This window comes from Dictyobacter formicarum, assembly GCF_016587435.1.
Window position 1 is genome coordinate 1 of record NZ_BNJJ01000047.1, and the last position, 25,625, is coordinate 25,625.

32 protein-coding genes and 5 pseudogenes are annotated in these 25,625 nt (G+C 50.4%); 15 read left to right on the forward strand and 22 right to left on the reverse strand.

Annotated elements, in window-relative coordinates:
- Positions 1 to 589: 589 nt before the first annotated feature.
- Positions 590 to 808, reverse strand: a complete 219-nt coding sequence (locus tag JMI88_RS38380) for a hypothetical protein (protein WP_201367377.1) — start codon at positions 806 to 808, stop codon at positions 590 to 592.
- 54 nt (positions 809 to 862) lie between these two features.
- On the opposite strand from JMI88_RS38380, the gene JMI88_RS38385 reads away from it, so the two are divergent.
- Positions 863 to 1,468, forward strand: a complete 606-nt coding sequence (locus JMI88_RS38385) for an ABC transporter permease subunit (RefSeq protein ID WP_373324005.1) — start codon at positions 863 to 865, stop codon at positions 1,466 to 1,468.
- 1,384 nt (positions 1,469 to 2,852) lie between these two features.
- On the forward strand, positions 2,853 to 3,446 hold the full coding sequence (locus JMI88_RS38390) for an oligopeptide/dipeptide ABC transporter ATP-binding protein (RefSeq protein WP_201367379.1): 594 nt from the start codon (positions 2,853 to 2,855) through the stop codon (positions 3,444 to 3,446).
- A gap of 583 nt (positions 3,447 to 4,029) precedes the next feature.
- Here the strand turns inward: JMI88_RS38390 and JMI88_RS38395 are convergent.
- Entirely contained in the window at positions 4,030 to 4,266 is a 237-nt protein-coding gene (locus JMI88_RS38395) for a response regulator (RefSeq protein ID WP_201367380.1), read from the reverse strand.
- On the reverse strand, positions 4,267 to 4,476 hold the full coding sequence (locus tag JMI88_RS38400; protein WP_201367381.1) for a hypothetical protein: 210 nt from the start codon (positions 4,474 to 4,476) through the stop codon (positions 4,267 to 4,269).
- A gap of 959 nt (positions 4,477 to 5,435) precedes the next feature.
- Between JMI88_RS38400 and JMI88_RS38405 the strand changes: the two genes are divergently transcribed.
- A complete protein-coding gene (locus JMI88_RS38405) occupies positions 5,436 to 5,597 on the forward strand; it encodes a hypothetical protein (protein ID WP_201367382.1) in 162 nt (53 codons plus the stop codon).
- A 400-nt stretch (positions 5,598 to 5,997) separates the two neighbouring features.
- Positions 5,998 to 7,667, forward strand: a pseudogene (metG, locus tag JMI88_RS41080) (methionine--tRNA ligase).
- An 881-nt stretch (positions 7,668 to 8,548) separates the two neighbouring features.
- On the opposite strand, the gene JMI88_RS38420 reads toward metG, so the two are convergent.
- The 13 genes and pseudogenes from JMI88_RS38420 to JMI88_RS41095 form a co-directional block, all read right to left on the reverse strand.
- Positions 8,549 to 8,824 (reverse strand): hypothetical protein, encoded by a 276-nt coding sequence (locus JMI88_RS38420; RefSeq protein ID WP_201367383.1) that lies wholly within the window; start codon positions 8,822 to 8,824, stop codon positions 8,549 to 8,551.
- A 3-nt stretch (positions 8,825 to 8,827) separates the two neighbouring features.
- Positions 8,828 to 8,977: a hypothetical protein gene (locus JMI88_RS38425; RefSeq protein WP_201367384.1), complete on the reverse strand. Its 150-nt coding sequence runs from the start codon at positions 8,975 to 8,977 to the stop codon at positions 8,828 to 8,830.
- A 55-nt stretch (positions 8,978 to 9,032) separates the two neighbouring features.
- The gene (locus JMI88_RS38430; protein WP_201367385.1) at positions 9,033 to 9,176 is read right to left on the reverse strand and encodes an ROK family protein; all 144 of its coding nucleotides are present in this window, start codon (positions 9,174 to 9,176) and stop codon (positions 9,033 to 9,035) included.
- Positions 9,177 to 9,297: 121 nt separating this feature from the next.
- The gene (locus tag JMI88_RS38435; protein ID WP_201367386.1) at positions 9,298 to 9,477 is read right to left on the reverse strand and encodes an RNA-binding protein; all 180 of its coding nucleotides are present in this window, start codon (positions 9,475 to 9,477) and stop codon (positions 9,298 to 9,300) included.
- A gap of 765 nt (positions 9,478 to 10,242) precedes the next feature.
- On the reverse strand, positions 10,243 to 10,590 hold the full coding sequence (locus JMI88_RS38440; protein ID WP_201367387.1) for a tRNA (adenosine(37)-N6)-threonylcarbamoyltransferase complex transferase subunit TsaD: 348 nt from the start codon (positions 10,588 to 10,590) through the stop codon (positions 10,243 to 10,245).
- Positions 10,591 to 10,862: 272 nt separating this feature from the next.
- Complete coding sequence (locus JMI88_RS41085) at positions 10,863 to 11,099, reverse strand: GNAT family N-acetyltransferase (RefSeq protein ID WP_373324004.1); 237 nt, start codon at positions 11,097 to 11,099, stop codon at positions 10,863 to 10,865.
- Positions 11,092 to 11,583, reverse strand: a complete 492-nt coding sequence (locus JMI88_RS39960) for a GNAT family protein (RefSeq protein ID WP_236023253.1) — start codon at positions 11,581 to 11,583, stop codon at positions 11,092 to 11,094. Before JMI88_RS39960 ends, JMI88_RS41085 begins: the two co-directional genes overlap by 8 nt.
- A 204-nt stretch (positions 11,584 to 11,787) precedes the next feature.
- Positions 11,788 to 12,018, reverse strand: coding sequence for a hypothetical protein (locus JMI88_RS41090; protein WP_201367389.1), 231 nt, complete (start codon positions 12,016 to 12,018; stop codon positions 11,788 to 11,790).
- The gene (locus tag JMI88_RS38455) at positions 12,009 to 12,200 is read right to left on the reverse strand and encodes a tRNA threonylcarbamoyladenosine biosynthesis protein TsaB (protein ID WP_201367390.1); all 192 of its coding nucleotides are present in this window, start codon (positions 12,198 to 12,200) and stop codon (positions 12,009 to 12,011) included. Before JMI88_RS38455 ends, JMI88_RS41090 begins: the two co-directional genes overlap by 10 nt.
- Positions 12,181 to 12,707, reverse strand: a pseudogene (gene tsaE, locus JMI88_RS38460) (tRNA (adenosine(37)-N6)-threonylcarbamoyltransferase complex ATPase subunit type 1 TsaE). Before tsaE ends, JMI88_RS38455 begins: the two are co-directional and overlap by 20 nt.
- 355 nt (positions 12,708 to 13,062) lie before the next feature.
- Positions 13,063 to 13,326, reverse strand: coding sequence for a hypothetical protein (locus tag JMI88_RS38470; protein WP_201367393.1), 264 nt, complete (start codon positions 13,324 to 13,326; stop codon positions 13,063 to 13,065).
- Positions 13,317 to 13,481 (reverse strand): hypothetical protein, encoded by a 165-nt coding sequence (locus tag JMI88_RS38475; protein ID WP_201367394.1) that lies wholly within the window; start codon positions 13,479 to 13,481, stop codon positions 13,317 to 13,319. The genes JMI88_RS38470 and JMI88_RS38475 overlap by 10 nt, the downstream gene beginning before the upstream one ends.
- 210 nt (positions 13,482 to 13,691) lie before the next feature.
- Positions 13,692 to 13,850: a YraN family protein gene (locus JMI88_RS41095; protein ID WP_201367395.1), complete on the reverse strand. Its 159-nt coding sequence runs from the start codon at positions 13,848 to 13,850 to the stop codon at positions 13,692 to 13,694.
- A gap of 545 nt (positions 13,851 to 14,395) precedes the next feature.
- Between JMI88_RS41095 and JMI88_RS41245 the strand changes: the two are divergent.
- The 3 genes and pseudogenes from JMI88_RS41245 to ruvA all read left to right on the forward strand — a co-directional run.
- Positions 14,396 to 15,125: pseudogene (locus tag JMI88_RS41245) on the forward strand (YebC/PmpR family DNA-binding transcriptional regulator); the annotation flags it as partial.
- A 91-nt stretch (positions 15,126 to 15,216) separates the two neighbouring features.
- Positions 15,217 to 15,732 (forward strand): annotated as a pseudogene (locus JMI88_RS41110) (crossover junction endodeoxyribonuclease RuvC).
- Positions 15,733 to 15,937: 205 nt separating this feature from the next.
- The gene (ruvA, locus tag JMI88_RS38500) at positions 15,938 to 16,210 is read left to right on the forward strand and encodes a Holliday junction branch migration protein RuvA (protein WP_268906063.1); all 273 of its coding nucleotides are present in this window, start codon (positions 15,938 to 15,940) and stop codon (positions 16,208 to 16,210) included.
- Between the two features lie 563 nt (positions 16,211 to 16,773).
- On the opposite strand, the gene JMI88_RS38505 is transcribed toward ruvA, so the two are convergent.
- Together JMI88_RS38505 and JMI88_RS38510 are read right to left on the reverse strand one after the other, a co-directional pair.
- On the reverse strand, positions 16,774 to 17,034 hold the full coding sequence (locus JMI88_RS38505; RefSeq protein ID WP_201367398.1) for an AIR synthase family protein: 261 nt from the start codon (positions 17,032 to 17,034) through the stop codon (positions 16,774 to 16,776).
- A 137-nt stretch (positions 17,035 to 17,171) separates the two neighbouring features.
- Positions 17,172 to 17,369, reverse strand: a complete 198-nt coding sequence (locus tag JMI88_RS38510) for a hypothetical protein (protein ID WP_201367399.1) — start codon at positions 17,367 to 17,369, stop codon at positions 17,172 to 17,174.
- 473 nt (positions 17,370 to 17,842) lie between these two features.
- Here JMI88_RS38510 and JMI88_RS38515 point away from each other — a divergent pair, with 473 nt between their 5' ends.
- Positions 17,843 to 18,166, forward strand: coding sequence for an antibiotic biosynthesis monooxygenase family protein (locus JMI88_RS38515; RefSeq protein WP_201367400.1), 324 nt, complete (start codon positions 17,843 to 17,845; stop codon positions 18,164 to 18,166).
- 710 nt (positions 18,167 to 18,876) lie between these two features.
- Here the strand turns inward: JMI88_RS38515 and JMI88_RS40345 are convergent.
- Both JMI88_RS40345 and JMI88_RS38520 read right to left on the reverse strand, forming a co-directional pair.
- Entirely contained in the window at positions 18,877 to 18,999 is a 123-nt protein-coding gene (locus tag JMI88_RS40345) for a hypothetical protein (RefSeq protein ID WP_268906061.1), read from the reverse strand.
- An 832-nt stretch (positions 19,000 to 19,831) separates the two neighbouring features.
- Entirely contained in the window at positions 19,832 to 20,068 is a 237-nt protein-coding gene (locus tag JMI88_RS38520) for a response regulator (RefSeq protein ID WP_201367401.1), read from the reverse strand.
- Between the two features lie 983 nt (positions 20,069 to 21,051).
- Between JMI88_RS38520 and JMI88_RS38525 the strand changes: the two genes are divergently transcribed.
- Both JMI88_RS38525 and JMI88_RS39965 read left to right on the forward strand, forming a co-directional pair.
- Positions 21,052 to 21,291 carry a hypothetical protein gene (locus JMI88_RS38525; RefSeq protein ID WP_201367402.1) on the forward strand — a complete coding sequence of 80 codons (240 nt, stop codon included), beginning with the start codon at positions 21,052 to 21,054 and terminating at the stop codon, positions 21,289 to 21,291.
- Positions 21,292 to 21,768: 477 nt separating this feature from the next.
- On the forward strand, positions 21,769 to 21,879 hold the full coding sequence (locus JMI88_RS39965) for a helicase-associated domain-containing protein (RefSeq protein ID WP_236023254.1): 111 nt from the start codon (positions 21,769 to 21,771) through the stop codon (positions 21,877 to 21,879).
- Between the two features lie 464 nt (positions 21,880 to 22,343).
- On the opposite strand, the gene JMI88_RS38535 is transcribed toward JMI88_RS39965, so the two are convergent.
- Positions 22,344 to 22,517, reverse strand: a complete 174-nt coding sequence (locus JMI88_RS38535; RefSeq protein WP_201367403.1) for a hypothetical protein — start codon at positions 22,515 to 22,517, stop codon at positions 22,344 to 22,346.
- A gap of 190 nt (positions 22,518 to 22,707) precedes the next feature.
- Here JMI88_RS38535 and JMI88_RS38540 point away from each other — a divergent pair, with 190 nt between their 5' ends.
- The 5 genes and pseudogenes from JMI88_RS38540 to JMI88_RS38560 all read left to right on the forward strand — a co-directional run bounded on the left by JMI88_RS38540 (position 22,708) and on the right by JMI88_RS38560 (position 25,002).
- Positions 22,708 to 22,992, forward strand: a complete 285-nt coding sequence (locus JMI88_RS38540) for a hypothetical protein (protein WP_201367404.1) — start codon at positions 22,708 to 22,710, stop codon at positions 22,990 to 22,992.
- Positions 22,993 to 23,162: 170 nt separating this feature from the next.
- Positions 23,163 to 23,465, forward strand: a pseudogene (locus JMI88_RS38545) (DNA repair helicase XPB); the annotation flags it as partial.
- Between the two features lie 187 nt (positions 23,466 to 23,652).
- Positions 23,653 to 23,919, forward strand: coding sequence for a thioredoxin family protein (locus tag JMI88_RS38550; protein WP_201367405.1), 267 nt, complete (start codon positions 23,653 to 23,655; stop codon positions 23,917 to 23,919).
- 35 nt (positions 23,920 to 23,954) lie between these two features.
- The gene (locus tag JMI88_RS38555) at positions 23,955 to 24,710 is read left to right on the forward strand and encodes a class I mannose-6-phosphate isomerase (RefSeq protein WP_201367406.1); all 756 of its coding nucleotides are present in this window, start codon (positions 23,955 to 23,957) and stop codon (positions 24,708 to 24,710) included.
- A 70-nt stretch (positions 24,711 to 24,780) separates the two neighbouring features.
- Entirely contained in the window at positions 24,781 to 25,002 is a 222-nt protein-coding gene (locus JMI88_RS38560; protein ID WP_201367407.1) for a hypothetical protein, read from the forward strand.
- Here JMI88_RS38560 and JMI88_RS38565 read toward each other — a convergent pair.
- The gene (locus JMI88_RS38565) at positions 24,999 to 25,160 is read right to left on the reverse strand and encodes a hypothetical protein (protein WP_201367408.1); all 162 of its coding nucleotides are present in this window, start codon (positions 25,158 to 25,160) and stop codon (positions 24,999 to 25,001) included. The two genes, JMI88_RS38560 and JMI88_RS38565, sit on opposite strands and share 4 nt — an antisense overlap.
- Positions 25,161 to 25,625 lie beyond the last annotated feature (465 nt).

Here is a 25,625-nt window from a genome sequence, read left to right on the forward strand (position 1 = left end):
TCCTGGGAGTCACCCTCGGCTTCCTGGTCACCGGTGCCTTCTTTACTGAGAATGTCTTTAATAATGGAATTGGCTATATCATAACTAAACTCCATTCACCCGCTTTGCTAATCGTCCATTCAAGCGACGACAGTGCTCCTGGCCCACGGAGTGGTTATAGGCAATCTCAATCCTGATTTGCTCTATCAGACCGTAGATCCATCACTTAAAAGTTCAATAGGGAAAAAATGGACCACGCAGATCACCAACCAGAAACGAGTGCGCCCGGATTATTTGCTCCCAGCTCCAAATGGGGCTAGCCGATCGGAAATGTAAACACCCTAACTGCCCATCCTGAAGACCAGTAGGATATCATATCCGAAAGAGCCATCATTGGCGAAAACGGCTCCGGTCAATCTGAAGGCACAGAAATCAACGACAAGCGATTCAAGATCCCTCAGAACGTTTCGCCGTGACAAGCGTGCCCATATCAGCGCTGGCATTATTATCTTATGTGTAGTAGTGCCGGTGCTTGGACCCCCTATTTAGTCCAACCAATTGTGGCCCCTATAAAGGACCATTCAGCTTTAAAATCATCGGCCAGACTGGTTCATATAACCATAGACACCAAGGGCTGGACCGGACCCACTGGTTCCCGTCGGCGCAATATTGGGCTGGTAAACATGGCAATTGACGTGTTTAGTTGGCAGCCCTGATCAGGGGTATGCTGAATTGCATTGTGCTGGCGAATCTCGTTGAAATGTGTGACATTACGCCTGGTATTAGCATCGGTGTGCTGGCCGGTTAACTTGGAGGCCTGATCGACCATTTACTGGCCCGCCTTGGAGATCTTCCGTTCGCCTTCCGCGGTCTGCTCTTTGTCATCCTGATCGCTGGTATTACTGGTAGCTGGAGCGACGATAATCTTTCTAAGATTCCGTGTGATGGGCCCAACGGAAACGCTCGTCTGCTGCTTCGCCTCATGGCGCTGGCGTTTACGGCCTGGCCAGTAATGGCCGCTCACGTGCGCGGGTCAACGCTGCAGTTACGCGAAACACAATTTATTGAGGCCGCCAAAACCTCGGGAACCAAGGACTTCCACATCCTGAACCGGCCCAGTCTTCCAACCCTGTTCAGTATCGTTATGTTGGCCTTACCCATGAACATCTCGGGCACCATTGTGCGAGGAAGCGGCATCAGCTACAATCGTCTCGGCGTACAAGCCACCGGCTCCAGTATTGGCCTGATTGACGCGCAGGCCTCAAACCCCTTGAACGCCTATCCATGGGAAACTTTAGTCCCATCCTTGACACTTGTCATCAATCTTGCATCATTTCTATTTATAGGTGATGGATTGCGCGAGCGTTTGAGTCCTCCATCAAAAAACGAAAGAGTAAGTGGAGATAGATATATGGCAGCAAACTTGCTGGAATCAGATAATTTAAAAAACCTACTTCTACACGAGAGGAAGGGTGGTCATAACTGTTGACGATGTTTCGTTTATTATGAAACCGGCCAAACCCCTGGTGTAGTATGGCGAGCGAGTAGCGGCAAAAGCGTTATGCCCTGTCCGTTAATGCGCTTGATTCGCAACGTCCCTGGGGAAATCGCTGCGGGGAGCTCCACTCTTCAACGGGAAAAATATTTGGAATAGAGCCGGGATGAGCTTGACGAATTGCGCGTAGGCAAAATTTTCCATGTCTTCAGGCATCCATGCACCTCGCTGAATCCGGTCTTTACTGTCGGCTATCAGATCGCCCGAACAGTAAAGCCGGCCGACAAAAGAGTCAGCAAACGTCAGGCATGGCGCCGCGCGTCCCGAATGCTTGACCTGGTGGCGTCAGATGCCAGAGAGCGGTGCGAAACTATACCCCACGAATATTGTGAGGCAAATCGCAACGCGTGATGATCGCTATTGCCTCTCCCGGTAATGCCCAGCTGTTGATCGCGGACGAACAACCGGCGACCCTCGACGTGACCAATCATGCTCAGGTACTTGGCTAGATGAAGGTTAGTCCGCAGGAGTTTGGGACCGGCCTCATGATGATCACCCACGGACTGGCGTGAGTCGCCGGTACAATGCAGTATGTAAATGTATGTTATGCTGGCCATATCGTAGAATCAGCCACCGTCAAACAAATATTTTGAGAGCCCGCCCCATCCTATAACCTAGGGCCTTCAGAATCAATCCCGCGCGTCGACGACGTCCGTGGTGCAATCCTTTACCCGTCGACTGTAGGCCCCCCCTGAACAGATCCACTACCCCCAGGGGTGCCCTTCACCGGCCCGTTGTCCCCAAGTACAGGCTCGCTGTCGTCAAGAGCGACAGACGCTCCAGCTCGTTGGTCGCGTTGTCCAAAACCGATGCTGCTTTATCCCAAATTAGTACAAGAAGGAAACTATGGCACAAAGAAGTAGACCGCCCCAGGCGACAAGGACCACAACTGTTGATGTCAAGGAACTCAAGTCCGACCTTCCGGTCAAAGGTGCCTGTCTCGGGCGCACAGTGGGCTAGGTAAAGGCGGTTGAACGTGTCGACCTCTTTATCCGCCCGCGCGAGACATTAGGACTGGTAAGGGAAAGTGGGTTTGGCAAATCAACCACTGGCCGCGCTTAACTCCAAATTCTCAAGCCAACCCGCGGCTCGGTCAAAATTAATGGCGTGGAGCTGACCAAAACTTCAACCAACGAGATTCGTCGCAAGCGCGCAAGAATGCAGATGGTGTTCCAGGAATCTTAATACTCCGCGGACCCCACCTACACGATTGGTCAGATTATTTTCAAGCCGCTAGAAAACTTTAAATCTGGCAACTCCAAAGCGATTCAAAGAGAGTGAGCCCCACTGATGGAGACGGTGGGCCCTGATCCTTTCTATGTCAACCGCTTTGCAAACCAGTTTTAGGGTGGTCAGCGTCAACGTAATCGTATTGCGCGCGACCGGCCTCTATCACCATCATTTGTGGTTGCCAGAGAACCCGTTGGCTCCCTGGACGTCTCGATCCAGCGCGAGGTTTTTGAACCTCTTGCAGGACCTGCAAGAAAGTTTAGGCCCTGCCTATCGTTTTGGTACTCAACACCTCTCGGTGGTCAAAAACATCAGCGACGCCCTCCGCGTGATGTATCTGGCCGGTGTGGTTGAGCTGGCAAAGAGAGACAGCCTGTATAGAGCGCGAGTGCAACCATACACCCCAGCCCTAACTTCAGCAATTCCTGTGCCTGATCCTGAGGTAAGACTGCGCCGCAAGCGCATCATCCTTGAAGGTGATGTTCCAGCCCCGGTCAATCCCACCAGTGGCTGTAAATTCATCCCTCGCTGCTGGAAAGGCACGGCAATCTGTCGCGAAGTCATTCCACACTCGGAAGAGAAGCAGTCCAACAATCACGCACCGGTGCAACTTCCTGGTTATAGGCTGAATAGAGGACAAAAAGCAGAAATAAAGCGTCTAAGAGGTGGTAGTCCCCTCTAAAGCGTTTTATCTTGCCAACAATAATCTACGGGCTATCAGGTGAATTCTATCAACACGTCTTTCCACATACCGGGTCGTTCCCGCTGACAAAAACTCCACCTTATCTTGGCAAAGTGCCATAGAGGTCCACAATAACATTCAGAATTGTGACAAGTAGGATTGGCTGCGCACGGTACGACATAATCGTAAGCCACTTCTCGCCTATCCAACCCCCTCGAGATCACAATATCCAGCTGAGATAAAGAGGAGCATCGTCTAGCCTCAGAAAACAATCCGAACGACTGTACAATCGAATTGCCACCCCAGGCTTGCTTCATTCTATCATGTATATGTGGATTCATAATCACAAGAAAATATGTAACCTACGCCAATGCCCTTAGCCCAAAGCGCGCTAGCGCTTCATTATAAATATAAAATCAGAAAAAAGAAACTTATATTGTTGTGGATGCCAGGCCAAACAGTTACAATAATGTATTTTGATCAATTAAATCATAGAAACGTATTTGCACCGGAAACCGTGATCTTTGCGCCAAGCACCTGTTCCCGTACTACAAAGACAGCACAAGTCGCCATGGTTGACCAGCTAGTCAACGTTCTTCCTGGATTGAGCCAGGGAATCAGTGCGAATATGGCGTTCGGCAGGAGTCAGGCGAAGCACATGCTCAATTCTGGCGATTAGCAGGGTTTTTTTAAAAGGCTTTGTAAGATACTCATCTGCCGCCCGAAGCAAAAGAGTCAATCGATCTTCTTCGCGGGTCATGCACGTTAAATCGAACAAAGGAACATTGCGTGTACGTGGGTCGCCACGCAACAGACGCAACTATTGATACCCCATCATTTCTGGCATTTTGCATACCAAAAATTCGCAGGTCAGGTGCTCGGCCGAAACACGCTCAGCCACTGACACCTCAGTGTATGCACCAACAACCTGGTAACGCCCGTGGAGATTCACCGCAATATTGATGAGCTCCACGATTGGAGGGTTGTCGTCGATAACCAATAATTCCTTGATTGAATCCACGCTGCTCATATGGCCGCCCCTCGCAAAGAGTCGCACAAAATAACTGTTACAGATTTCCAGAAAACGAGTATACACCTTCACGCATTGTAACATCATTTATCGCTGCTTGCAAATTCAATACACTTCTGTCCTAACAAGAAAGTATTAGTCGTAATTTCTGGCCGTGTGGCTAGTGGTGCGGTATACCACGGCATCGACCAGTAAATTCCTCATAAAGTTGTGCCGTTAAAGAGACGCTGGAAAGTGTCGCCTGCCGGTTAATTGCGGGTCGTGCACATATACAATAGATGGCCTACTGGTAATGGAGAAGGGGGATACCCATGCTTGATCGCTAATTCCGGCCAACCTTGTTTGGTCCATTGGGGAAATGCGGACAGGAAAACTTAAAAGAAGCGAAAGTTTTAATTATTTGGTGTGGGCGTTAGCAAGGACCTCGGCCAATAACCTCTGCCGTGCCGGCGGGTGACATTCTGTAATCGCTGATCGCCGATATATTGAACTGAACAATTTAACAGAGCAAATCCTTTTTGATGAAGATGATGTAGCACACAAATTCCGAAGGCGATCGCCGCCAGGCAGCGATGGCCTCGGATTAATAGCGAAGGTGAAGTTGAGGCACTGGTGGATGATATTACCGCCGATTGGAATTAGTCTGTCCACGTAGAGGTTATTTAACTACTGGAAATGACCGATAATTTCGAAGACGCCTGCAAATTTAAAATTGCCTGCGTCAGCAATCAAAACCCATGGATTATCAGCGGTGTCATCGCGGCCTATGGCGTGACGAATGTATACCCTGCCGGAACAACAGCAATGTTGAAGCGCGCGTTTCCTGAGCTTCCCCCTCCGTAGGCACGCCTACTTGCGATACGGCCGGTGTATTAAACGGTATTGTAGGAGCGATCACAGGCATTTGCTCAAACCAGGCCTTAAAGAATCGCTTCAATAGTGATAAGACCAGCCACGACATGACCTGGCTTGATCTATGGGGAAATACCTTTGAAGCCATCAGCGTTGCCCGGCAGCCAGATTGTCCCAACTGTGGAGAGCATCACTTTACTTTTCTGGAAGGCGCCGGTCAGGCCAGACCCAGCCGTGTTGGACCACGGCATGTACAGGTAACGAAATAGATGCATGAACCCAACCAGCCATTGAATTTTGCCGGGCCTGGCCAAGGCCTGCAACATGTCGGCACCGTCAACTAATATGCTTAACTGCTACGTTTTCGGTACGCGGACTATGAATTGACCGTTTTTCCAGACGCACGAGCAATGCATAAAGGGACGGATGATGACAGAGTTAGCGCTTCAGTCATGTCGCGTTTATTAAGGAGTATAGGGGGAATGCGCGGGAAGTACAGGACCATACGCAAAAAAATGGCTTGTACTCCCTGGTCACACTTGTTTAAATAACCCGTGGTTCATCTCCTGTTTTTCCTCGTCACCGTCAATGAGATACGCAGAGTGAAGATTAAAACCTCCCGCAACACATACAATCCTTAAGCCAAAAAGGGAGACGACATATATTACGATGAATGAACATATACTTGTCTGCGTAGCGTGGCCGTACGCAAAAACCTCGACCCCACGTCGGGCAGGTAGCCGGCGCATACCTACCCGCAGATACCTTTGCGCGCTATCACCGTATGGCAGGGAACCAGGTGTTGATGGTTTCGGGCAGTGATGAGCACGGTACCCCGATACTCGTCGAATCCGAGCGTCTGGGGATTACGCCACGCGAATTTGTGGCCAACTATCACCAGCAGATTTGTGAGGTCTGGGATCAACTGGGCATGTCGTGGGATCTCTATACCGAGACCGGAACAGCCAACCATTATCGCATTACGCAAGATTTCTTTCTGACACTCTACGAAAAAGGCTATATCTTTAAAGACAGCATGCAGTCCGCTTACTGTCCAACCGATCGCCGCTTCTTGCCTGATCGCTATGTAGAGGGAACCTGCCCACTCTGCGGCTATACCGAGGCCCGTGGTGATCAGTGTGATAATTGTGGGCATACGTTGGATCCAGTGGACCTCATTGACGCGAAGTGTCGTCTGTGCGGCAGCAAACAGAGCAAGTTAGAGATGCGCATGACCGAGCACTTCTTCCTGGATCTGCCTAAACTACAAGCCGCTGTTAGCATGGCTATCAGAAGGCAAAGAGCACTGGCGCCCTAATACCCTGGCGTTCGCTATGAACTGGTTGAAGGAAGGGCTGCGTGCGCGTGCCATCACCCGCGACCTGGACTGGGGCGTGCCGATCCCGCTGGAAGGCTACGAAGATAAGCGCATCTATGTCTGGTTTGATGCCGTGATTGGCTACTTCTCCGCATCCGTTGAATGGGCCGAGAAGCGCGGTACGCCCGAAGCCTGGAAAAACTGGTGGATACCAGGCCTGTCCGAATCAGAAGTCAAGCCTTACTACTTTATTGGAAAAGACAATATTCCATTCCATACCATTATCTGGCCAGCGATGTTACTGGGCTATGGCAACCGCATTCTACCGTTTGATGTACCCGCCAATGAGTTTATGACTATGAGTGGCGCCAAAGCATCCAGTAGCCGTGGCAATGTGATCTGGACCAAAGATGTGCTGGAGAAGTACGGCGCCGATATGTTGCGCTATTATCTCTCGGCCACCGCTCCAGAAGGACGCGACACCGATTTCACCTTTGATGAGATGATACGCCGCAATAATGATGAGCTGGTCGCAACCTACGGCAATGTCGTGCATCGCACGCTGACATTCCTGCAAAGTAAATTTGGCGGGGTTATTCCTCAGCCACTGCCACTGCGAGACGCGGACAAGGAGATCCTGGCCGAGCTTGAGCATGGCTTTGCGCAGGTAGGCAAGTATATCTCCCAGTGCCATTTTAAAGAGGGTTTAAACGCGGCCATGATCGTGGCACGCGCAGCCAACCGTTATCTGGATGAGCAAGCGCCCTGGAAGCAGATCAAAGTAGATCGGGAAGCCGCCGGCACTACCATTTATGTCATGTTGCAGGTCATCAGTGGCCTACGCCTGCTCTTCTGTCCCTATCTGCCATTCTCGTCGCAAAAGCTGCATGGCTACCTTGGCTTTGAGGGCGATGTCAGCGCGCAGCCCTGGCAGCCTGTAGAGATTCCTGCAGGAACCACGCTACCAAAACCTGCTCCTCTCTTCCCCAAAATAGAAGAACCAATTGCGGCCGAAAAGTAGTCTGCGATGCAGCAGTGGGACGTGCTGGCGCGTCCCACTACTGCTTTTATAAAGCATGCGCTTTGTGCCTTCGGCCCCTGACGCTACGCGCCTTCGGCGCTCAAAAGAGGTTTTTATGTTAGTGCAGAAGTGCGCTATGCGCACTTTCTGCACTAACATAAAAAGAGGGTGGGGGCGCTGACGCCCCAGGCGGACGCGAATGAGCCCGCAAGCTAGGCTTCAGGAGTAGATAAGAGGCGTTTGCCATAAAGATCGCTACCTCATGGGAGAGATCGCCGGGGGATAGAAGTGACGATTGATGCTCCAAATCTCCAGCCCATTGCGCAAATAAAATTGCACGGCAGGGTAATTGGTATTTTGGGTCTCAATCACAATGGCCAGCATTTTTTGTTTACGCGCCCAATCAGAGCACAGCTGAGCAATAGAGAACCAATGCCATAGCGTTGAAACTGGCGGCCCACAATCAGATTCTGAATGCGAGCCACCGAACTATGATCTCAACTGTCAAAAAAATCCACCAGCCACCTTACCATCACCAGGGCGACAAAGCCTCCTTCCGTCAGGCGTAGCAGAGCCTTTATCTTTCCCAGCGAATTCTCACTGCATGAAAATTCTTGTAGAGCGGTGATCAACAGCCGTCTCTACCAGTTCAAAGGCAAAGGCCACCCTACCATCCTCATTCCCATTCACATGATTATGAAGGAGCTGGTACGCACCCTAGTGTATAAATGCGATCCGTTTCAAAATCGAAATCGAGTTCATGCAGAGCAAAAGCATCACTGACATGCACAGCACGCACTTCAATGTGATCCATGCAACTCCTGCTTTCTTCGCCTCTATCTGCCAGCTTTAGCAGCACACGCAACGAAAAAAACATGCACTTACTGTTTAGAGTTGATAGCGTAGCCGTGGAAATCGCTCCCAGAGCCGCAGCCCCCGCGACACCGAGAAATCGCCCAGTTTCGCGCGCATAATTGGTGTTTTCTTAGCCGGAACCGAAAGCGCACCTTGCGAGCGCGCGCCACGGCGGTCTCAAACAGCAAATCGACAGCTTCAATCACGCCACCACCCAGAATAATGCTGTCGGGATTATAGAAATTCATCACCGAGCAATACCATAGCCAGGTAGTTGGCGGCGTCAGACACAATTCCATCACAACTCATCCCTGCGCTCGATGCGTTGGCGATAATGCCAGAGCGATAATGGTCTCGCCCTCTTTTAGTTGTACCAGGCCTATCAGCCAGAATCGAGCGGCGACCATGGTGAATCTCAGCCAGAATAGCTTTGGTAATCGCTGTGCGGGACGCATATGCCTCCAGCAGCCACGTGAACCACAGCCACAGATACGGCCACCGCCTGGATGGTTATATGACCAACCTCACCGGCGGTACGGTCAAACCTGTATACATACGACCATGTTGCACAATGCCGGAACCAATGCCGGTGCCAACAAAGATACACACAAAGTTATCGTAGTCACGGCCAGAACCATACAGGCACTCGCCCATAGCGGCACCTCTACATCGTTACGACGAATACAGGCAAGCCAAAGCGCTCATTTAAAATAGTTCCCAGTGGCTGTTGCGCACACCAAGATTAGGTGCATCCAACACCACACCTGCCTTACGATCAATTTGACGGCCGCTCCACACCAATAGCCAGCAATTCGGCATCCTCGGGAAGCTTGGCCGCAGTCATAGCAGCGGTCGCCAGTTCAATGGTGCGCTGAGAGACAAAACCCTGGCCACGCTCGGCGCGCGTACGCTTGCGTGCGGAAGCCACAACGCTCCCATCAGAAAGATCAATCACAGCAGCGAGGGTCTTCGTGCCCCCAGATCAATTCCCAGTGCATAAGATTTTGTCTTTGTGATAACGATCTCACTTTCTAACGGCAGGCTTAATCCTGGTTGGACATCCAGATCCATTCCGTGATGTTCACCCAAACTCAAGTGGAAAAAGGCTGCGCTCGCAATCATTGCGGCATTATCAGTACAAAAAATCGATAGGAGGATAGCTCAGGCGAATGCCGAGCGGCTGTAGTTCCTGGAGCATACGAGTCCGCAAGCTGAGATTGGCAGCCACGCCGCCCGCCAGAATAACCTGCTTGACCTGATATTCTTGAGCGCCATACGCGTCTTGACAGCCAGAACATCGACAATAGCTCCTGAAAACCAGCCGCCAATAAAGCTATATCAGGGGCTCCGTTTGCGCTGCCTGTTCCCCATACGAGTATAACGTGTGTACTGGGTAGAAGGCTTCCCATCCTCGTGTTCGTGGGCAGCATCCGTCGCCCCTTCGGCCAGATGCAACTTGCCGTCTTAACACCACTAAAGCTAAAGTCATAGTGCCACGCAGCCACGCTCGTGGTAAGCGATAGACATTGCGTGCTTTCTTCACAGATTTCTTCTGTTGCGCATATGCATCTTCCGCCTGCTGGGCCATGCGCTGGATGGCAGGACCGCCGGATAACCCAGACCCAAAACACGCGCACCTTATCTAAGCTTCTCCAGCTGCATCATCGCGCGTCCGCCCAGTAACTCGTAATCGCCATGGTCGCGCACCAGCACAATCTCGCTATGCGCTCCCGAAATAACCAGGCAGATCAAAGGAACAAAGGATCACCAGACTGATACTCCACTCCTCCTGTGGAATAGGAGCAGCAATAGCCGCATCAACCTGTGGACGCAGCCAGTTAGCATAGAGATGGGCCTCCAGGTGATTTATGCCCAGAAATGGCAGCTCGCGGGCCAGCGCCAGCGTCTTACCAACCGTCAAACCGACCAGCAAAGAGCCAGCCAGTCCCGGACCATAGGTAGCCGCGATCGCGTCAACGTCCTCCCATGAACACGACGCTTGCGCCAGAGCAGTCTCCACCACAGGAATGATCGCCGCAATCTGTTGACGAGAAGCGACCTCGGGCACCACACCACATAGCGATTATGGATCTCAATTTGCGAAGCACACATTGGAAAGCAAATAACGGCCATCCCGCACAAGTGCAGCCCGGTTTCATCACATGAGCTTTCAATACCAAGTACAAGCATAGATTACATCCCCGGCTATGCAGCCGTTACCAAGAGACAAAACACACCACCCAAAGCAATTACTTCGCTCTAACTTTTGCAATAACGCCGCCTTCATTTCTAAAAACTTTTGTTTATAGCTAGCAGAGTTGATCTCATCGGTCCACATAATTAAAGCGTCTTCCTGATTATCGCTATAATAACGGTGGCGCACACCAGCTTCACGAAAACCATATTTGCGGTATAGATTCTGGGCGATATGATTCGAAACACGAACCTCCAGCGTAACCCACTTTGCCCTATATTATATGAAATATCAATCAAGCTCACTAATAACAATTCGCCCAGACCCTGCCCACGCGCGGCTGGATGCATCGCAATGGTGGTGATATGCGCCTCATCAACCATCAGCCACAGGCCGGCGAAGCCATAATTGAGGCCAGGCTCGGTGCGGTGAAGTAACAGCGGGCCTGCTGGGTAAGAGTGAAAGCGGAAAAGGACGCGTCTTTCGCAACTTCTCCGGCTCAGCAGGGACCGCACTCTGCTCTTCAAGGATATGCTTATCGCGTAACACGATGTAGTGCGCCCAGCGATTATCTTGTAGTTCCTTGCGGTAGGCGCTCGGAGGCCACGTCGATGGGTAAGCCAGACGCTCAATCTCAATAACGCGAGGCACGTCCGACATCGTCATTCTATCAATGGCGTAACGCACCCTGTTCCCTTTCTGTTGTATCATGATCGGTTGATCGTAGGAGCGAGCCGCCAAGCAAAGGCTGCTTGCGGGTACTCTTCGTAATGGATGACGCCGTAAATAGAGAGGTTCCAGCACAAGTGGATCATCTTCTTGCCGTCCTGCAGACGTTGCCAGGCAGTTGAGCCAGCACAGAAGCATATCTCGTCGATTGAATTGGATCTCTCAACACACCTTGCTCCGCCATCCCTGATGCAAAGCCTGTCGAGAAGCGGCCTTCATTTCACCACAAAAAAGCACTGGCGCAGATAGCGCAACCGGCAGTTAGACAACTGTGTATGAAGGAAATCCATCAGCGCTTGCGGCGTACCTAAAAGATAATCGCAACCTGCTGCAAGCGATAGCTCACCTCACCATCCGGATTCCTGGTCTCAGTGGAAAAATAACAGCCAGCATACAATTCAGAGCGGCCAGCTTCCAACACCGAACAGATCGGTCCACGCCAGAGTTGCTGTTGGCAGCAAGCACATCCAGCGTGCCGATGCCAAGCAAGGGTTTCTGTAACGAAAATGCCAGAGCTTTGGCCGAGGACAGTGCCACACGCACACCGTTGAAAGAACCGGGTCCTAACGCCACCCAATCGCATCAAGTTGTTGCAAAGAGATCTGCCGTTGCGCCATGATGCGCTGAATGCGATCCAACAAATCTACACTATGGTTATTCTCTGAGAACCAGGTATATTCACTCAACAACTCGTTTTCTGAGCACAAAGCGACACTCGCATAGCGAGTCGAAGTATCAAGAGCGAGTAATAGCATACATATTCTTCTGAAACTGCCGGAGCAGTTCGCAATAGCGCGGACCCGATGCCACAAACAGCAGGCGGCGCTTCGTTTCATCGACAGAGCTCAGGCGAATATCCAATCGTTCCGCAGGCCACAGCTCCTCAGCGTTGCCCGCCCACTCGACCACACATACACCTGAGCCATAAAAGTAATCTTCAAAGCCGAGATCAACAATCTCATCAGGATCTTCCAGTCGATAAAGATCAAAATGGTAGAGGGTCAGAGCTTTATTGCCCTGTGATGCCGACATGCCCTGATACTCTTTCAGCAACGTAAACGTCGGGCTATTCACCACGGTCGTTACCTGCATACCTCTAGCCAGGCCTGCGTAAAAGTCGTCTTGCCTGCCCCAAGCTGCCCATCCAACAAAATCAGGTCACCCGGCTGCAACAACGCGCCCAGGGCCGCGCCTAAACGCTGAGTCTGAGATGCCCGTTGACTGATCACCTCCAGAGAACAGATCCCATCCTGCGCTGGCATACCTGCGTCACGCCCTCATCACGCACTGGAAGCTCCCTACAAATGCTGATTGGTGCCGCATCTACGACACCAGATACCTACTCCCATTCAACAAGTTCAAATAAAGCAAAAATGTCAGATTCCCTGACCACAAAGAGGGAATAGTGAGTAACATTATAGCATACAAGGAACTTTGATGGGATAATCTGCCTGCTTGTGGAAGGCAGATTATCCCCTGTTTTTTTATTCAGGTGATGGATGCTCCTTGCATCCTCACCGGTGGAGGTGATTAGCGGAGCTTGGCGCGCAGCTGCGACAGTAGAGAGCGTTAGCGCGCAAGGGATTCCCACATTGAGGGCAGCGCTGGCCCTGAGTATCAAAGGCTGGATTGGGCGCGACTGTGGTTGACCATAGCTGGCGTTGTTGGCATTGGGCGGGCCTGAGTGCTTGATGATGTGGGAGGCGCATAGTTCATGGTGGGACCAGGCGCGAACTGGTCAGCCGGATAGGTCTCGTTTTTGGCTTCTTGCAGTTGCGTCTCACGTGAGCGCAGATCATGATCCAGCTCAAAAATGCTGGCACAGAGACGTGAGAGTTGTGAATCGGTGAGTGATCCCTGTTGATAGAGATTCATTGCCACTGGCCAAGCTCTTCCATCAAATGCTGCCGCTGCTCCAGCAGTTTATCGATCTCGCTCTGCTTATTACGCACACGCAGCTGTTTTTGAGCCTCCCAGCTCGTACGACTTACAGCCGAATTGACAAAATTTTTGGCTGACGACAGAAAATCACTCATTGTTTCTTTGCCTCCATATTATTCAATTGGGTGGTGTATTCCTATTGCTATAGAAATTATGCAGTAAATGCGTGCTGGTAGACACGAATTTCTTCCAGTTGTCCGGTCACACTAAGCTGGACGGCCACAACGTCCACACGCCACGAACGCTCCAGGTCAGCATTTGTGATAAACAAATAATATTGACCTACCTGTATAATCTTTTGTTGCTTACGCTGGTCGACCGCTCTTCGGGTAAACCATGGGAAAGCCCACGACGAGTTTTGACTTCGATAAATACCAGGTCAGAACCATGTTCAGCACCAGATCTATCTCGCCATAGCGGCAACGAAAGTTGCGCTCCAGAATAACGTAGCCCGACTGCTGCAAACGCTCGGCCGCCAGGCGTTCACCGGTGCGACCCAGTCCCTGACGAGCCGCTTTTCCAGATGTGCCAGTACGCTGCTCTTCACCTCAACCACCCACCCTTCTGTATCTATGTACGCATTGTAAGCCGCTGTGTTGTACAAACATCGGCCATCCAGATATATGCTCCGGTTCTGGGCATTCGTCCTTGCGCGTGTAATTTGTTGGTTTAGAAGTGCCAGACTGGAAAACAGAGGCGCAACAAATGTAGTGCTTATTTTAGCATAAATACTCGCCAATGCAAAAAGCACAGGTTTTCATAGCGCCTACCGGAATATGATATTATTGGTATGTTCCTATACAGACAATAACAGATGTGGCCGCAAAAGCAGCAGAATATCTGGCATATAGAGCAAGCAAGGGGTCCAGATGCAAACCCTCTCGACGCTCTATACCTATTCGTGTTAAAATAGGCCGACAGCTATTCACAACTAAAAAGCAACAGGTAATTTATGCACAGCGCATATTTTATACAGAGAATCGTCTGATTAGACTAGGGGAGCAACGATATGTCAGGACATTCAAAGTGGGCACAAATTCGCCGCTCAAAAGGCGTCAATGACGCACGCCGAGGCCAATTGTTCACTCGGCTAGGACGCGAGATCGTTGTAGCGGTACGTGAAGGGAACAGCGGTGACCCGAACGCCAACTTCCGCTTGCGCATAGCAGTACAACGTGCACGTGATGCCAATATGCGATGGATAATATTGATCGCACTATCAAGCGCGCTCTGGGTGGTACTGAAGGCAACAACCTGGAAGAGATCACATACGAAGGATATGGTCTGGTGGTACGGCAATCCTCGTACAGACGCTGACCGAGAATCGCAACCGAACCGTCGCCGAGGTACGCAACGCCTTTAACCGCAATGCTGGCAATATGGGTGAAAATGGCTGTGTCGACTGGCTCTTTGAAAATAAAGGGTCATCGAAGTTGAGCTAAATGGTAAGGATGCGGACGAGCTTTCGCTGGAAGCCATTGATTTTGGTGCAGACGACGTCGAACCAGCTCATCCAGTGACGAGGTACTGGTCATTTATACCGACCCCGCTCACGATGTGCTTGAAAAAGTGCAACACGCACTTGAAGAGCACCACTACAAGGTCCTCAAGGCCGAAAGTACGCTGGTCCCAAAGACCCGCATCGAGTTAAGCGAAGAAAAACAGCGCACCAGGCTATTCGCTTGATCGAGAAACTGGAAGATCTAGACGACGTCCAGAACGTCTACACCAACGCAGATTTCCGGAAGCATTCGCGGCTTATACAACGCATAACTGTTTGCGCGTCAGTCGCTAATGCCAGAAGGAGTGTGGCAGATGGAAAAAGATCTCATGCCGCCTCCGCCTTCAGATGCGCGTATCGCGCTCGGCATTGATCCAGGTACAGCATCGTTGGCTATGCAGTTGTGATGGCGAGGGCAGTGAGCTGAGCATGCTAGCATGCGATGCGATCACGACCCCGCCAAAATGCATTGGCCCAGCGTTTGCAAATTATTTATGAGGCCTGAGCAAGCTCATTGTAACCTACAACCGCAAGAAGCGGCGATGGAGGAGCTTTCTTCGCGAAGAACACGCGCACTGCGATGACGGTAGGCCAGGCGCGTGGGGTTGCGATGCTTGCCCTTGCCAATGGTGGTTCTCCGTAGCTGAATATACCCTAAGCAGGTAAACAAGCCGTTACCGGTTATGGGGAGCCGATAAGAACCAAGTAGGAGAGATGGTACGTATATTGCTCAAGTTAACAGCAATACCCAAACCAGATGACGCGCTGATGCTGCTGCGGTCGCCATTTGCCATTTGAACACAGCTACCTATGCGGCCAATCTCTTACACTACCATCGTTCTTAGGTGCGCCCTTGCAGGCTTGCCGAAACACAACAAGAAACACGAATCGTAGGTGCGCCACTTGCGGGCGCTTCAACTGCGCGCGAAGCAGAAGCTTCTTGCCATCAATAAAAACAAAAGAGTACAGTTGGGGAGATGATTACCAGCATTCACGCACCCTTGAAGCCACGGGTATCGATTACGCACTTATACGGGTAGGGGATTTGGGATACGGGTTTTCGTGCCATCTTCCACGCAACAGCGCCTGAAGGAACCAGGAATGGAAGTATCGCTGGCCACCCATTTTCATATGCGTGAGGATGGCATCTCACTGTATGGCTTCTTGACGGATGCGGATCGAGATGCCTTTGAGCAGTTAATTGGCGTCAGCGGAGTTGGTCCCAGGGTCGCGCTGGCCATTCTCTCGGTCATGGATGCATCTGCTTTCTACCAGGCCATCGCGATGAGGACCAGCAACGTCTGGGTCTGGCAAAAGGGGTAGGAAAGAAGCTGGCGGCCACCTGATTCTTGAGCTCAAGGGCAAATTGCCATCTCTGGCTGCTCTAACCGGTAATGGCGCCACGCCCGCGGCTGGCAATATTAAAGCCGAGGCGCTCGAAGCCTTGATGGTTTAGGCTATACCAATGCCGAGGCTCAGGCTGCCTGGCCAAGTTGCCTCAGGATCGCCCGATGTCCTTAGAAGAACAGGTGACCTTTGCGCTGCGCTCGTTTTCTCGCTAAACGCGTGGTTGAAATGCATGCGCTTTGTGCCTTCAGCCCTGACGCTACGCACCTGCGGTGCGTAGCGTCAGGGCCGAAGGCGCGAACCCTCTGGCTTTCAGACATGCTATTAAGGAGTGTTGCCAGAAATGCTCGATGCGCATTTCTGGCAACACTCCTTAATAGTTTTTATTTTTTGGTTTCAGGTGATCCAGCTGTGGGCATGTAAGGGTTCTGTGTGTCCGTTGGAATGTGCTAGCGTTAAGCCGGCGGACAAGGGTTGGATCTCGCCAATTACGGTTAGCGGTGTCCCACATTGCTCCTGGAGGGCGGTACGTACTTCGTCTAGAGATGGAGCTGCAGGGTGAAAAGTAATTCGTAGTCTCGCCGCATGCAAAGCCCAGTCAGTGGATCATGCTGTAGAGCCTGCGCTACATGCGATAATGGCGTAGAAAGAGGTAGTCGCCAGGTCCACACGTGCCCCGCAGCCGCTACGCTCGCATAGATGTGTGAGATCACACTCAAACCATCGCTGATATCCAGCATCGCCGTGATCTGTCCCGCCTTAAAGCTAGCAAGCAACTGACCTTCGTGGACACGGGGCAAGGCGCTGTATGCCGTCCACGTAGCGCCTGCAGATCATGCGGCAACACAGCATCAGTAGCTGGACGCAAGAAAGTCTGTAGACCGGCGCAGAGTCCCTAAGAGCCGGTAACGCATATAAGGTCGCCCACACGGCCTCACTACGCAAAATAGCATGTCCACGCGCAACGGTACCAGCAGCGTAATATCAATGACCAGTTGTTGGGCAGCACCAGTGCAGCAATATTGCCACCAACGATAGTCGTGTCAAAGCGCTGCGCCTCCGCCCGCAATCCAGCATAGATACATCCAGTACATCGACGGACAGATGAGGAGGCAGCAGCAAAGAAACAGCGCATAACGAGGCGTTCCACCCATAGCTGCAATGTCGCTCAAATTGATCGCCAGCGCTTACGTCCAATATGCTCTGGAGAGGAGGTCTGCAGCGTAAAATGGACCCTCGACTGGCAATCGCAGGTAGCCAGTAAAAAGATCGCCGCTTCCAGATCCAACAGAGCGCAATCATCGCCAATCCCAACATCACCGCGGCACGGGTAGCAGGCCAGCCGTCAGGCGTGCAATGAGTTCAACTCGCCAAGGGCTGAAATATCCATATATCATCCTCTACTGGTACAAATTTGATGTTGTACACATATACACTTTCTATCACAGCGGAAATATTTATCCACAAGTTCTCATTGTCCACACAGCCAGGTTAAAAGATAGGCAATATCCTATTGCACCATGCCAATCGCTATGCTATTCTAGTCTGCGTTCTACGCTCATGCGAAAAGTTGAGGCATTACCTTGCAGCACAGTACGGAGTTATTAGTTGTCACGCTGGCTCATGTCCTTCCGGCAAAGATACAGAAGCGCGGGCGCACATACGCTCGATTGCGACACGTTGCGCAGCGCTCCAGGACTCATCTCCACACGCCTGTATCGCGGTCGCGGCAATGGCATCGTTTATCTGCTCCTGACCACGTGGGAAGATGAACAAAGCTGGCTAAAAGCTCAGGAACGCCACACCCCAAAGAAGTTACTATTAACAGCCACCAATCTGCTGGTCTCACAACCAGAACAATGGTGCTCTACTATCTCTGGGGCTATAGCCGCCCGACCGCCCCGGCACAGCTTGCCTCAGTCCATATCATGACCATTGAGCCACAAAAGATTGAGCAGGTCCAGAACAATGGCTGGCGGGTTTATACCAACCAGAGCTACAGACAAACCTGACATTTGCCTTCTTTGCCGAGGCATCAATGATACGCCGACCGCACACAAGATGGCTGCCGTTACGCATGCCACTACTTATCAAGAATATTCGCGCAGCAAAGCTCACTACTCTTTGTTTTTTTTTAGCTGGGCCAACGAAATGGAGCGGTGAAGACTTCTATGCGCAGGAAATCTATCAACAGGTAAAAAAAAATAGTCGAGCGCACGGCTCCCATCAATGTGCTCTCTCTGGAAATGCTGTAAGCAAGCGAAAAAGGTATCCTGGAGCAAGCGTGGCCTACTCTGGGATACCTTGATATCAATCGTCGTGTGTGCGCCAATCAGTCAACCGACGTCTCTGCTACCGGGCGATCATAATATTTTTTCAACTCGGCCTTCAGAAATTCTCGGTCTGACCACATCGCACTCGTCAAGGTATGATACTCGCCATCACAAACTGGCGCGGCAGGAGCACACTTACGATGCGGGTGCAGGCGAAACAGAATGGAGCTACCGCGCACTCAATCACATATGGCGTCGCGTAGAATGCGTTCCCAACGAAAAAGCACCAGCGAATCATACTCTTCAAAGTGTTCCTCGACTTTAAGGAGATTCCTGTTAATGCTTTGTAACATCTCAGCTAAACCGCTCTCATCGCAACACGTGCTTGGCATTCTCACGAACAGAGAGACGCTGCGCTTCGCGCTCTTGCTCATCTAATACATCATCATGGATCTCGGACGAGAGGTCCTGATATTCATGGCTAGTAGACATGGTAACCTTCCGGCAAAATAGCAATAAAAAACAGATAACATACTCAGCATAGCACAGAGAAGCAAGGGATCACAGCACGACAACCGATCGCCTGAAAATGGAGTGCGCATCTATTTAAACTTTGCCAGGCACATCTCTTCGGAAAAGTGAAAAAGGTCCCGTCCAACGTTTCCGACAGGTTAAAGGTCGCCGGTGTATGCGACACCTGAGTGGGAATGCCCATTGTGGAGAAACGCGCGAAACGTTATTGGAGGATTTGTTTAGCCAGGCGCTTGGCTTCAGCCGTCAGAGTGCTCACCTCTTTCATAGAATGCGAACACTTTATCTGATCGCTGACCACACCGATAGAAAGAGAAACCAGCGGAAACTGATAAGGGCGTCCGGCCCGATCAACGCCGTTAATCGAACACGCTCAATATCTTCAGGATGATAAAAGGTCATACTCTCTTGTTTATAGCGCGCCAGGATATGGCGGCACAGTAATTTCTCGCGGTCGGGGTATTTACATCACAAATCTCCCACCTTTACATGCCCCACAAAATCGTCTGCATTGCCATATACTCATACCGACACATTGCAGATATGGCCAACCAGTAGAATCATATCATTGCCGGCAACAAAACCATAAGCGTCGTTAAATGCTTTTAAAATTATCAAGATCGAGATAGAGGAACACTCCGGGGTCGGAGCCACGCAGTTTATAATCGATGGCCGCTCAAGTTGTAAGCCACCAGGGAGGCGAGTAAGAGGTGAAGGTCGTTTGCTGCATACGCCGCAATTGGTCGGCGAATATGGGCCAGCAGTTCATCCGAGCAACATGGTTTGGTAATATCTAGCTATCAAACACCAGCTCATAAGCACGGACCTTATCAACCAGAGATGTATATGCACTCATCATAATGATGGAATATGCATACATTGGATGGTCACGTAACTGTTGAATGACCTGATAGCCATCGATATACCGGAAGTTCCACATCAGAATGGTCAGGCTTGGCATCTCACGCATGGCAAACTGTACAGCATCTTCGCCGTTTCCAACATAACAGCTTGATATCCCTGTCCCCAAAATGCTCCCTGACTAATTGTGTGATGACTCCTTCACCTTCGACGACTAGAATGCTGGACATATATGCTCCTACCTCTACATTTCACTATTACATCGTGTATACCTTAGAAAGCTCACTTTTTCTTTTTAGTACGGATACAGTGATCCGTGCGCATAAGTTTTTCTGTGAGTCAAAATACGATTGTTCTATCCCGTTAGCTATAGGTACACACCGTAGCGCAGTAAACTCTTTATGTGAAGTACATTAAAAATACATAATGTTTTTATTGTGCCATCAGTGTATAAGTAACATAAAATACGCTTTATGCGTATCAAATGACAAAAGTCACTCCTGATATGAACCCATCGAATGGGAGAGTGGGGCATTGAGCCAAACAGCGAAGAACAGTGTAGCGCAATGCCTGGCATAGGCAAAAAGAGATAACCAACTGTCTTCTAGTGTACATATCGTACTTACAGTACCAAAAGTAAGTATACATATGTCATAGTTAGTATAACATCCTTCGGGCTACATGCAAAGGTTTTGTCAAACAAATCGAAGCAATTCGTTACAAATTGCCAAAATCTCACAACATTGTGACTTTTGGGGCAAACATACTATTCATCGTCCCACCAGAACCCCAATGAAGCGTCAAATTGACTGAATTTAGCGAAAAACTGGTAAAAACTTATAAAATCAGGTACCATCTCCCTACCACCATAGTGCTGACTGATACATGTTTACGAACATCTCTATTAATAGAGACGATCAATGACCATTTACATGAGATAAATTCTCAACCAATTACCACGAAATTTTTTTACACTCTCTAGTATTTTATGTGTGTGAACAAGTACCTCTACCGCGAATCACACAAGAATGTTGACGCATGAGTCTGACTGAGATATATTTAGATATAAGGCATACGATAAAAAGCAATCAGCAGTCTGTACACCTTCGTCCATCTGATGAAATGGCTTAAACACAAACAAAAGGATAAGCGATGACCTTATCAGTACAAACGGAACGTCCCATTACATTTCACAGCAAAGGCCAACCGGCCTTTCTACTTGAAGGAGTCGTGCATACTCCTCTCAAAGCAGAGCAGGCACCTATCGTTATTATCTGTCATCCCCAACCAGCCAGTAGCGATATGAATGACAGCTTGAACATTGCACTGCCCAAACCTGGCAGAAGAAGGCATGATCGTGCTCCGTTTCAATTTTCGCGGCGTCGGCCGTAGCCAGGGCCAGCAAACAGATGGACGACTCGAACCACTTGATTTAGCCGGAGCCATTGATACGGCGCTGAACATTTCCAGGTATCAATCCAGCCAAGCTCTGCGTAATCGGGCATGGTTTTGGCGCCTATACAACAATGTCTCTATGCCCCCTTCGACATGGCGTGCGTACCATTGTGGCGATTAGCTTGCCGCTTTTCCGTGCCGGCAGTGGCTTTCCACGCAGTTTGAACGACAAAATTATTTGTCACCGGCGAGTTCGACGAGATTTGTCCTCTCTATAAACTAGAGCCATTTGTCGAACAGCAGACCGGCCCAAGGCATTAAGGTCATCGTCCGGAGCCAGCATTTAATGCGCGGATATGACAGCCAGCCGTGCAGGCTATTTCTAAATATATCAAAACATGGGCAAGTATGCCTGGGGTCTAAAAGAGATTCGCAAAGTGATGTATATATTAGAAGTTGGGAGAAGAGGAAATAATGAATCCAGCCAACCCCATCATTGTCCAGAGCGATCGTAGCATTTTATTAGAAGTTGACCATCCTCTGCATGAGAAGCACGTGATGCTTGCACAATTCGCCGAACTTTGAAAATCGCCAGAACATATTCATACCTATCGCTTAACGCCACTGTCGCTCTGGAATGCCGCGGCCGGGGGTATGGATGCGCCACCATTGTGGACCAGCTAACAACCATAATAGCAATATCCATTGCCCGGCAATTTTACATACCGAAATTCAGACCTATATTCATCGCTATGGACGCGTAAAATTGTTACGCGAAGGTGACGATCTCCTATTGTATTCGGATGATTATGCCTTGATGACTGAAATCGTCAATCATAAAAGATGCAACCCTATATCCAGCAGCAAATCAACCGCATACACTGCAGATTGATAGTGCAGGCGTGGGTGTCAAGCAGGCGCTGATTCATATTGGTTTTCCAGCGAGGACCTGGCGGGCTATACCGAAGGCTCACCCCTCCATTAAAATTGCGCGCATTGACGCAGCAGGGCAAACAATTTGAGCCACGCCACTAATCAACAGCGCGGTATCAGCCTTTCACGCGGGGGAGCTCCCAGTGGAGGTAGCGGCGTGGTTGTCCTGCCTGCGGAGCCGGAAAGACCATCGTCGGCATTACCACTATCGCCACCTTACAACGAGCTACCTTGATTCTAACCCCCAATACCGTCGCGGTACGCCAATGGATACATGAAATTCTAGACAAGACCGATCTCCTCCCGAAATGGTTGGCGAATATACTGGCGAACGCAAAGAGATCGCCCCCATCACGGTCCAGCAACCTATCAAATTTTGACGTATCGGCGTAACGAGGCAGGCGAACACAAGCGACATTAGTCAGCCACCTATCCCCACTTCTCTCTCTTCACTAATTATGGACTGGGGACTCATCATCTATGATGAGGTTCACCTGTTACCAGCGCCAGTCTTCCGCTTACGGCAGAGATCCAGGCCGCCGTCGCCTGGGACTAACGGCCACGCTGGTGCGGGAAGATGGCTGCGAAGCGGACGTCTTCAGTTTGATTGGTCCCAAAAAATATGATGTGCCGTGGCGAGAGTTAGAACAACAAGGATGGATCGCCACCGCCGAATGCCATGAAATCCGCGTGGGCTTTCCGATGAGGACGATCAGCTCAATTACGCCATGGCGAGACACGCGAGAAGTATCGCATTGCCGCTGAAATCCTGCGAAAATGGAGATTGTACGCCACCTGATAGCCCGGCATTCAGATGACCAGGTGCTGATCATTGGTCAGTATCTGGATCAGCTCAAACTGTTAGCCGCAGAGCTACAGCCCTATACTCAACCGGGCGACCGCCACGGCTCAAGCGTGAAAAGCTCTATGAGCAATTTCGGCGCGGCGAAATTAAACGGCTGGTCGTCAGCAAGGTCGCTAACTTTGCCATCGATCTACCGGACGCAACGTCGCTATCAGGGTATCGGGCACCTTTGGTTCACGCCAGGAAGAAGCTCAAACGCCTGGGGGCATCCTGCGTCCAAAAAGTGATGGTGGAAGTGCCTACTTTTATTTCGATCATCACCCGCGATACGCGCGACCAGGATTTTTCCGCTAATCGCCAGTTATTTTTGACGAACAGGGTTATCGCTACATTCATTGAAGACGCCGAAGAACTCTTGACAGCACAGCCATAATGAAAGCACCACTACCATTTTTTATAGTGGCAGTGGTAGCTGCGCTTTGCTTGACATACGCCTGTACAGGTGATAATTTGAGAAGCAAAAGTGTAATTTATTACTGACTACAAGAGATAGCATGGCAGATAACTATATGAGGTAACATCAGACACTTTTGCTGAAAAGGTACTGCAAGCGTCCAACTGTGGTCGTCAATTTCTCGGCAGAACAAAGCAATGCCTGCAAGATACAAGAGCCAGAAATCGAAGCGATCAGTAAAGTATATCAAGGCCGCGTAACCTTTACCAGACTAGATGTCAAGGGACAGGATGATTTGACCAGACAATGGAAGATCGATGGGAATCCCACGCTAGTTTTCTTTAAAAACGGGCATGAGGTTTATCGCATCACTGGTATCATGATGCGCGATAAACTGCGCCGCCTGATCGAAGGAGTCTTGCTAGCAGAGTAAGCTGGCCTATTTTTTACTGCCGTTATTGTTAGGAGTTGTATTTTGTCGCACATTTATCCTATCCGCCTCCGTTCATCACTGCACGAAACCATTGGGGTGGACGCCGCTTAGAACATGATCATTGGAAAACGCTACCAGTAGATGACAGTTTAATTGGAGAGTCGTGGGAGACAGAAGTCAGTAACCTGATCCAGAATGGACCGTACGAAGGCCAGAGGCTGGGAACGGTGGTCGCTGAACTGGGCACGCGCTCTGTTAGAGAACAGGCCACAGCTATCTTTGGTCAACGTTTCCCCTCCTGGCTAAATTTATTGATGCCAATGCCCAGCTATCTGTACAGGTCCATCCCCGATTATCGTTATGCCTCTGAATTTGAGGGTGGTAAACTGGGCAAAACCGAGTTCTGGTATATTTTAAGCGCGGAGCCGGGCGCAACCATCATCCATGGCTTTAAAGCTGCGACCGATCCCACCGCGGTCAGAAAAGCGATTGAAGAGGTTCAGCTCGAAGAACTGATGCAGGCCGAACCAGTGGAGGCGGGAGACGTCGTGTTCGTACCAGCCGGAACGGTACATGCGATTGGCAGCGGTATCCTGCTCTACGAATTACAGGAATACTCTGACGTCACCTACCGTATGTATGACTACGGTCGTCTCACGGCCGCAGGCACGCCGCGAGAGTTACATATCGACCGCTCCTTAGATGTCTCCCGCTATGAGGCCTCGCAGCAGATCAAAATGCGTCCTGTATCCATTGCAGCAACCCAGAGTACGAAGAGCGCTGCCTGGTAGCCTGTAAGTATTTCCTGACGCGAGAAATTACCTTTAAAGGTGGAGTACGGCAGGGCACAACGGAGGATAGTTGTATCATTCTAACATCCCTGGGGCCAAAGTAAGTGTTGCCTATGGTGACCAGTTCGCGCAAACGGAGACGCTCAGTCGCGGTCAGACATTGGTGCTGCCCGCCGCTCTGGGTGCGTATCGTATCGAAGGAGAAGGATCGCTCCTCTTCTCATATGTGCCTGATCCCAATGATGAAGCCTGGCAAGCATGGAAAGCAGCCAATCCCGAGAGTGCTCTCTAGAGCACTCTCCCTTCTAGACTATTGCTCGCGGGACGCTTCTGCCTCTCCTCATCCAGGTCAGTAATTGTGCCCTCAACCACACGCCCTTCTCGTTCGGCCCGGTTGTTTCCCATGAGCGGCGAATAGGCCTGGCGCAAAAAATCTGCCTGCTGCTGCATACGCTTTTTGAGACGGCCTGGGAGATGCCGGTACTACCTTGATCACAATCAAGGCCCCATACAACGCAGCCCAGACGATCAATCCCACAAATAGGGTAAACACCCCGCTGACGATGCCATTAAAACGCCACCAACGACTCCATTGCTATACGTTTCATAGATCATCATCAAGATAATGGGAATCCAGAAAAACTGCACGAACAACTGCAAGAGCCAGTATAAAACCACCAGACAGCTTTAACTGGATCCGAGGGCATGTTCCAGGATGGGACCTTAAATCGAAAACTCTTGATCTTGTTCACGTCAAACCCTCTTTAATCCATAGAAATTTATGTAATCTATTGTAGCAGCCCGGCAAGATAATTTATTGCTTTTGGCTGCACTATTTTGGTGGATGTATTGTACTGCTGAAATGTGTCCAACAGGAGTGGGAAGGCACCCATAAAATTATACGTGAGGACTGTT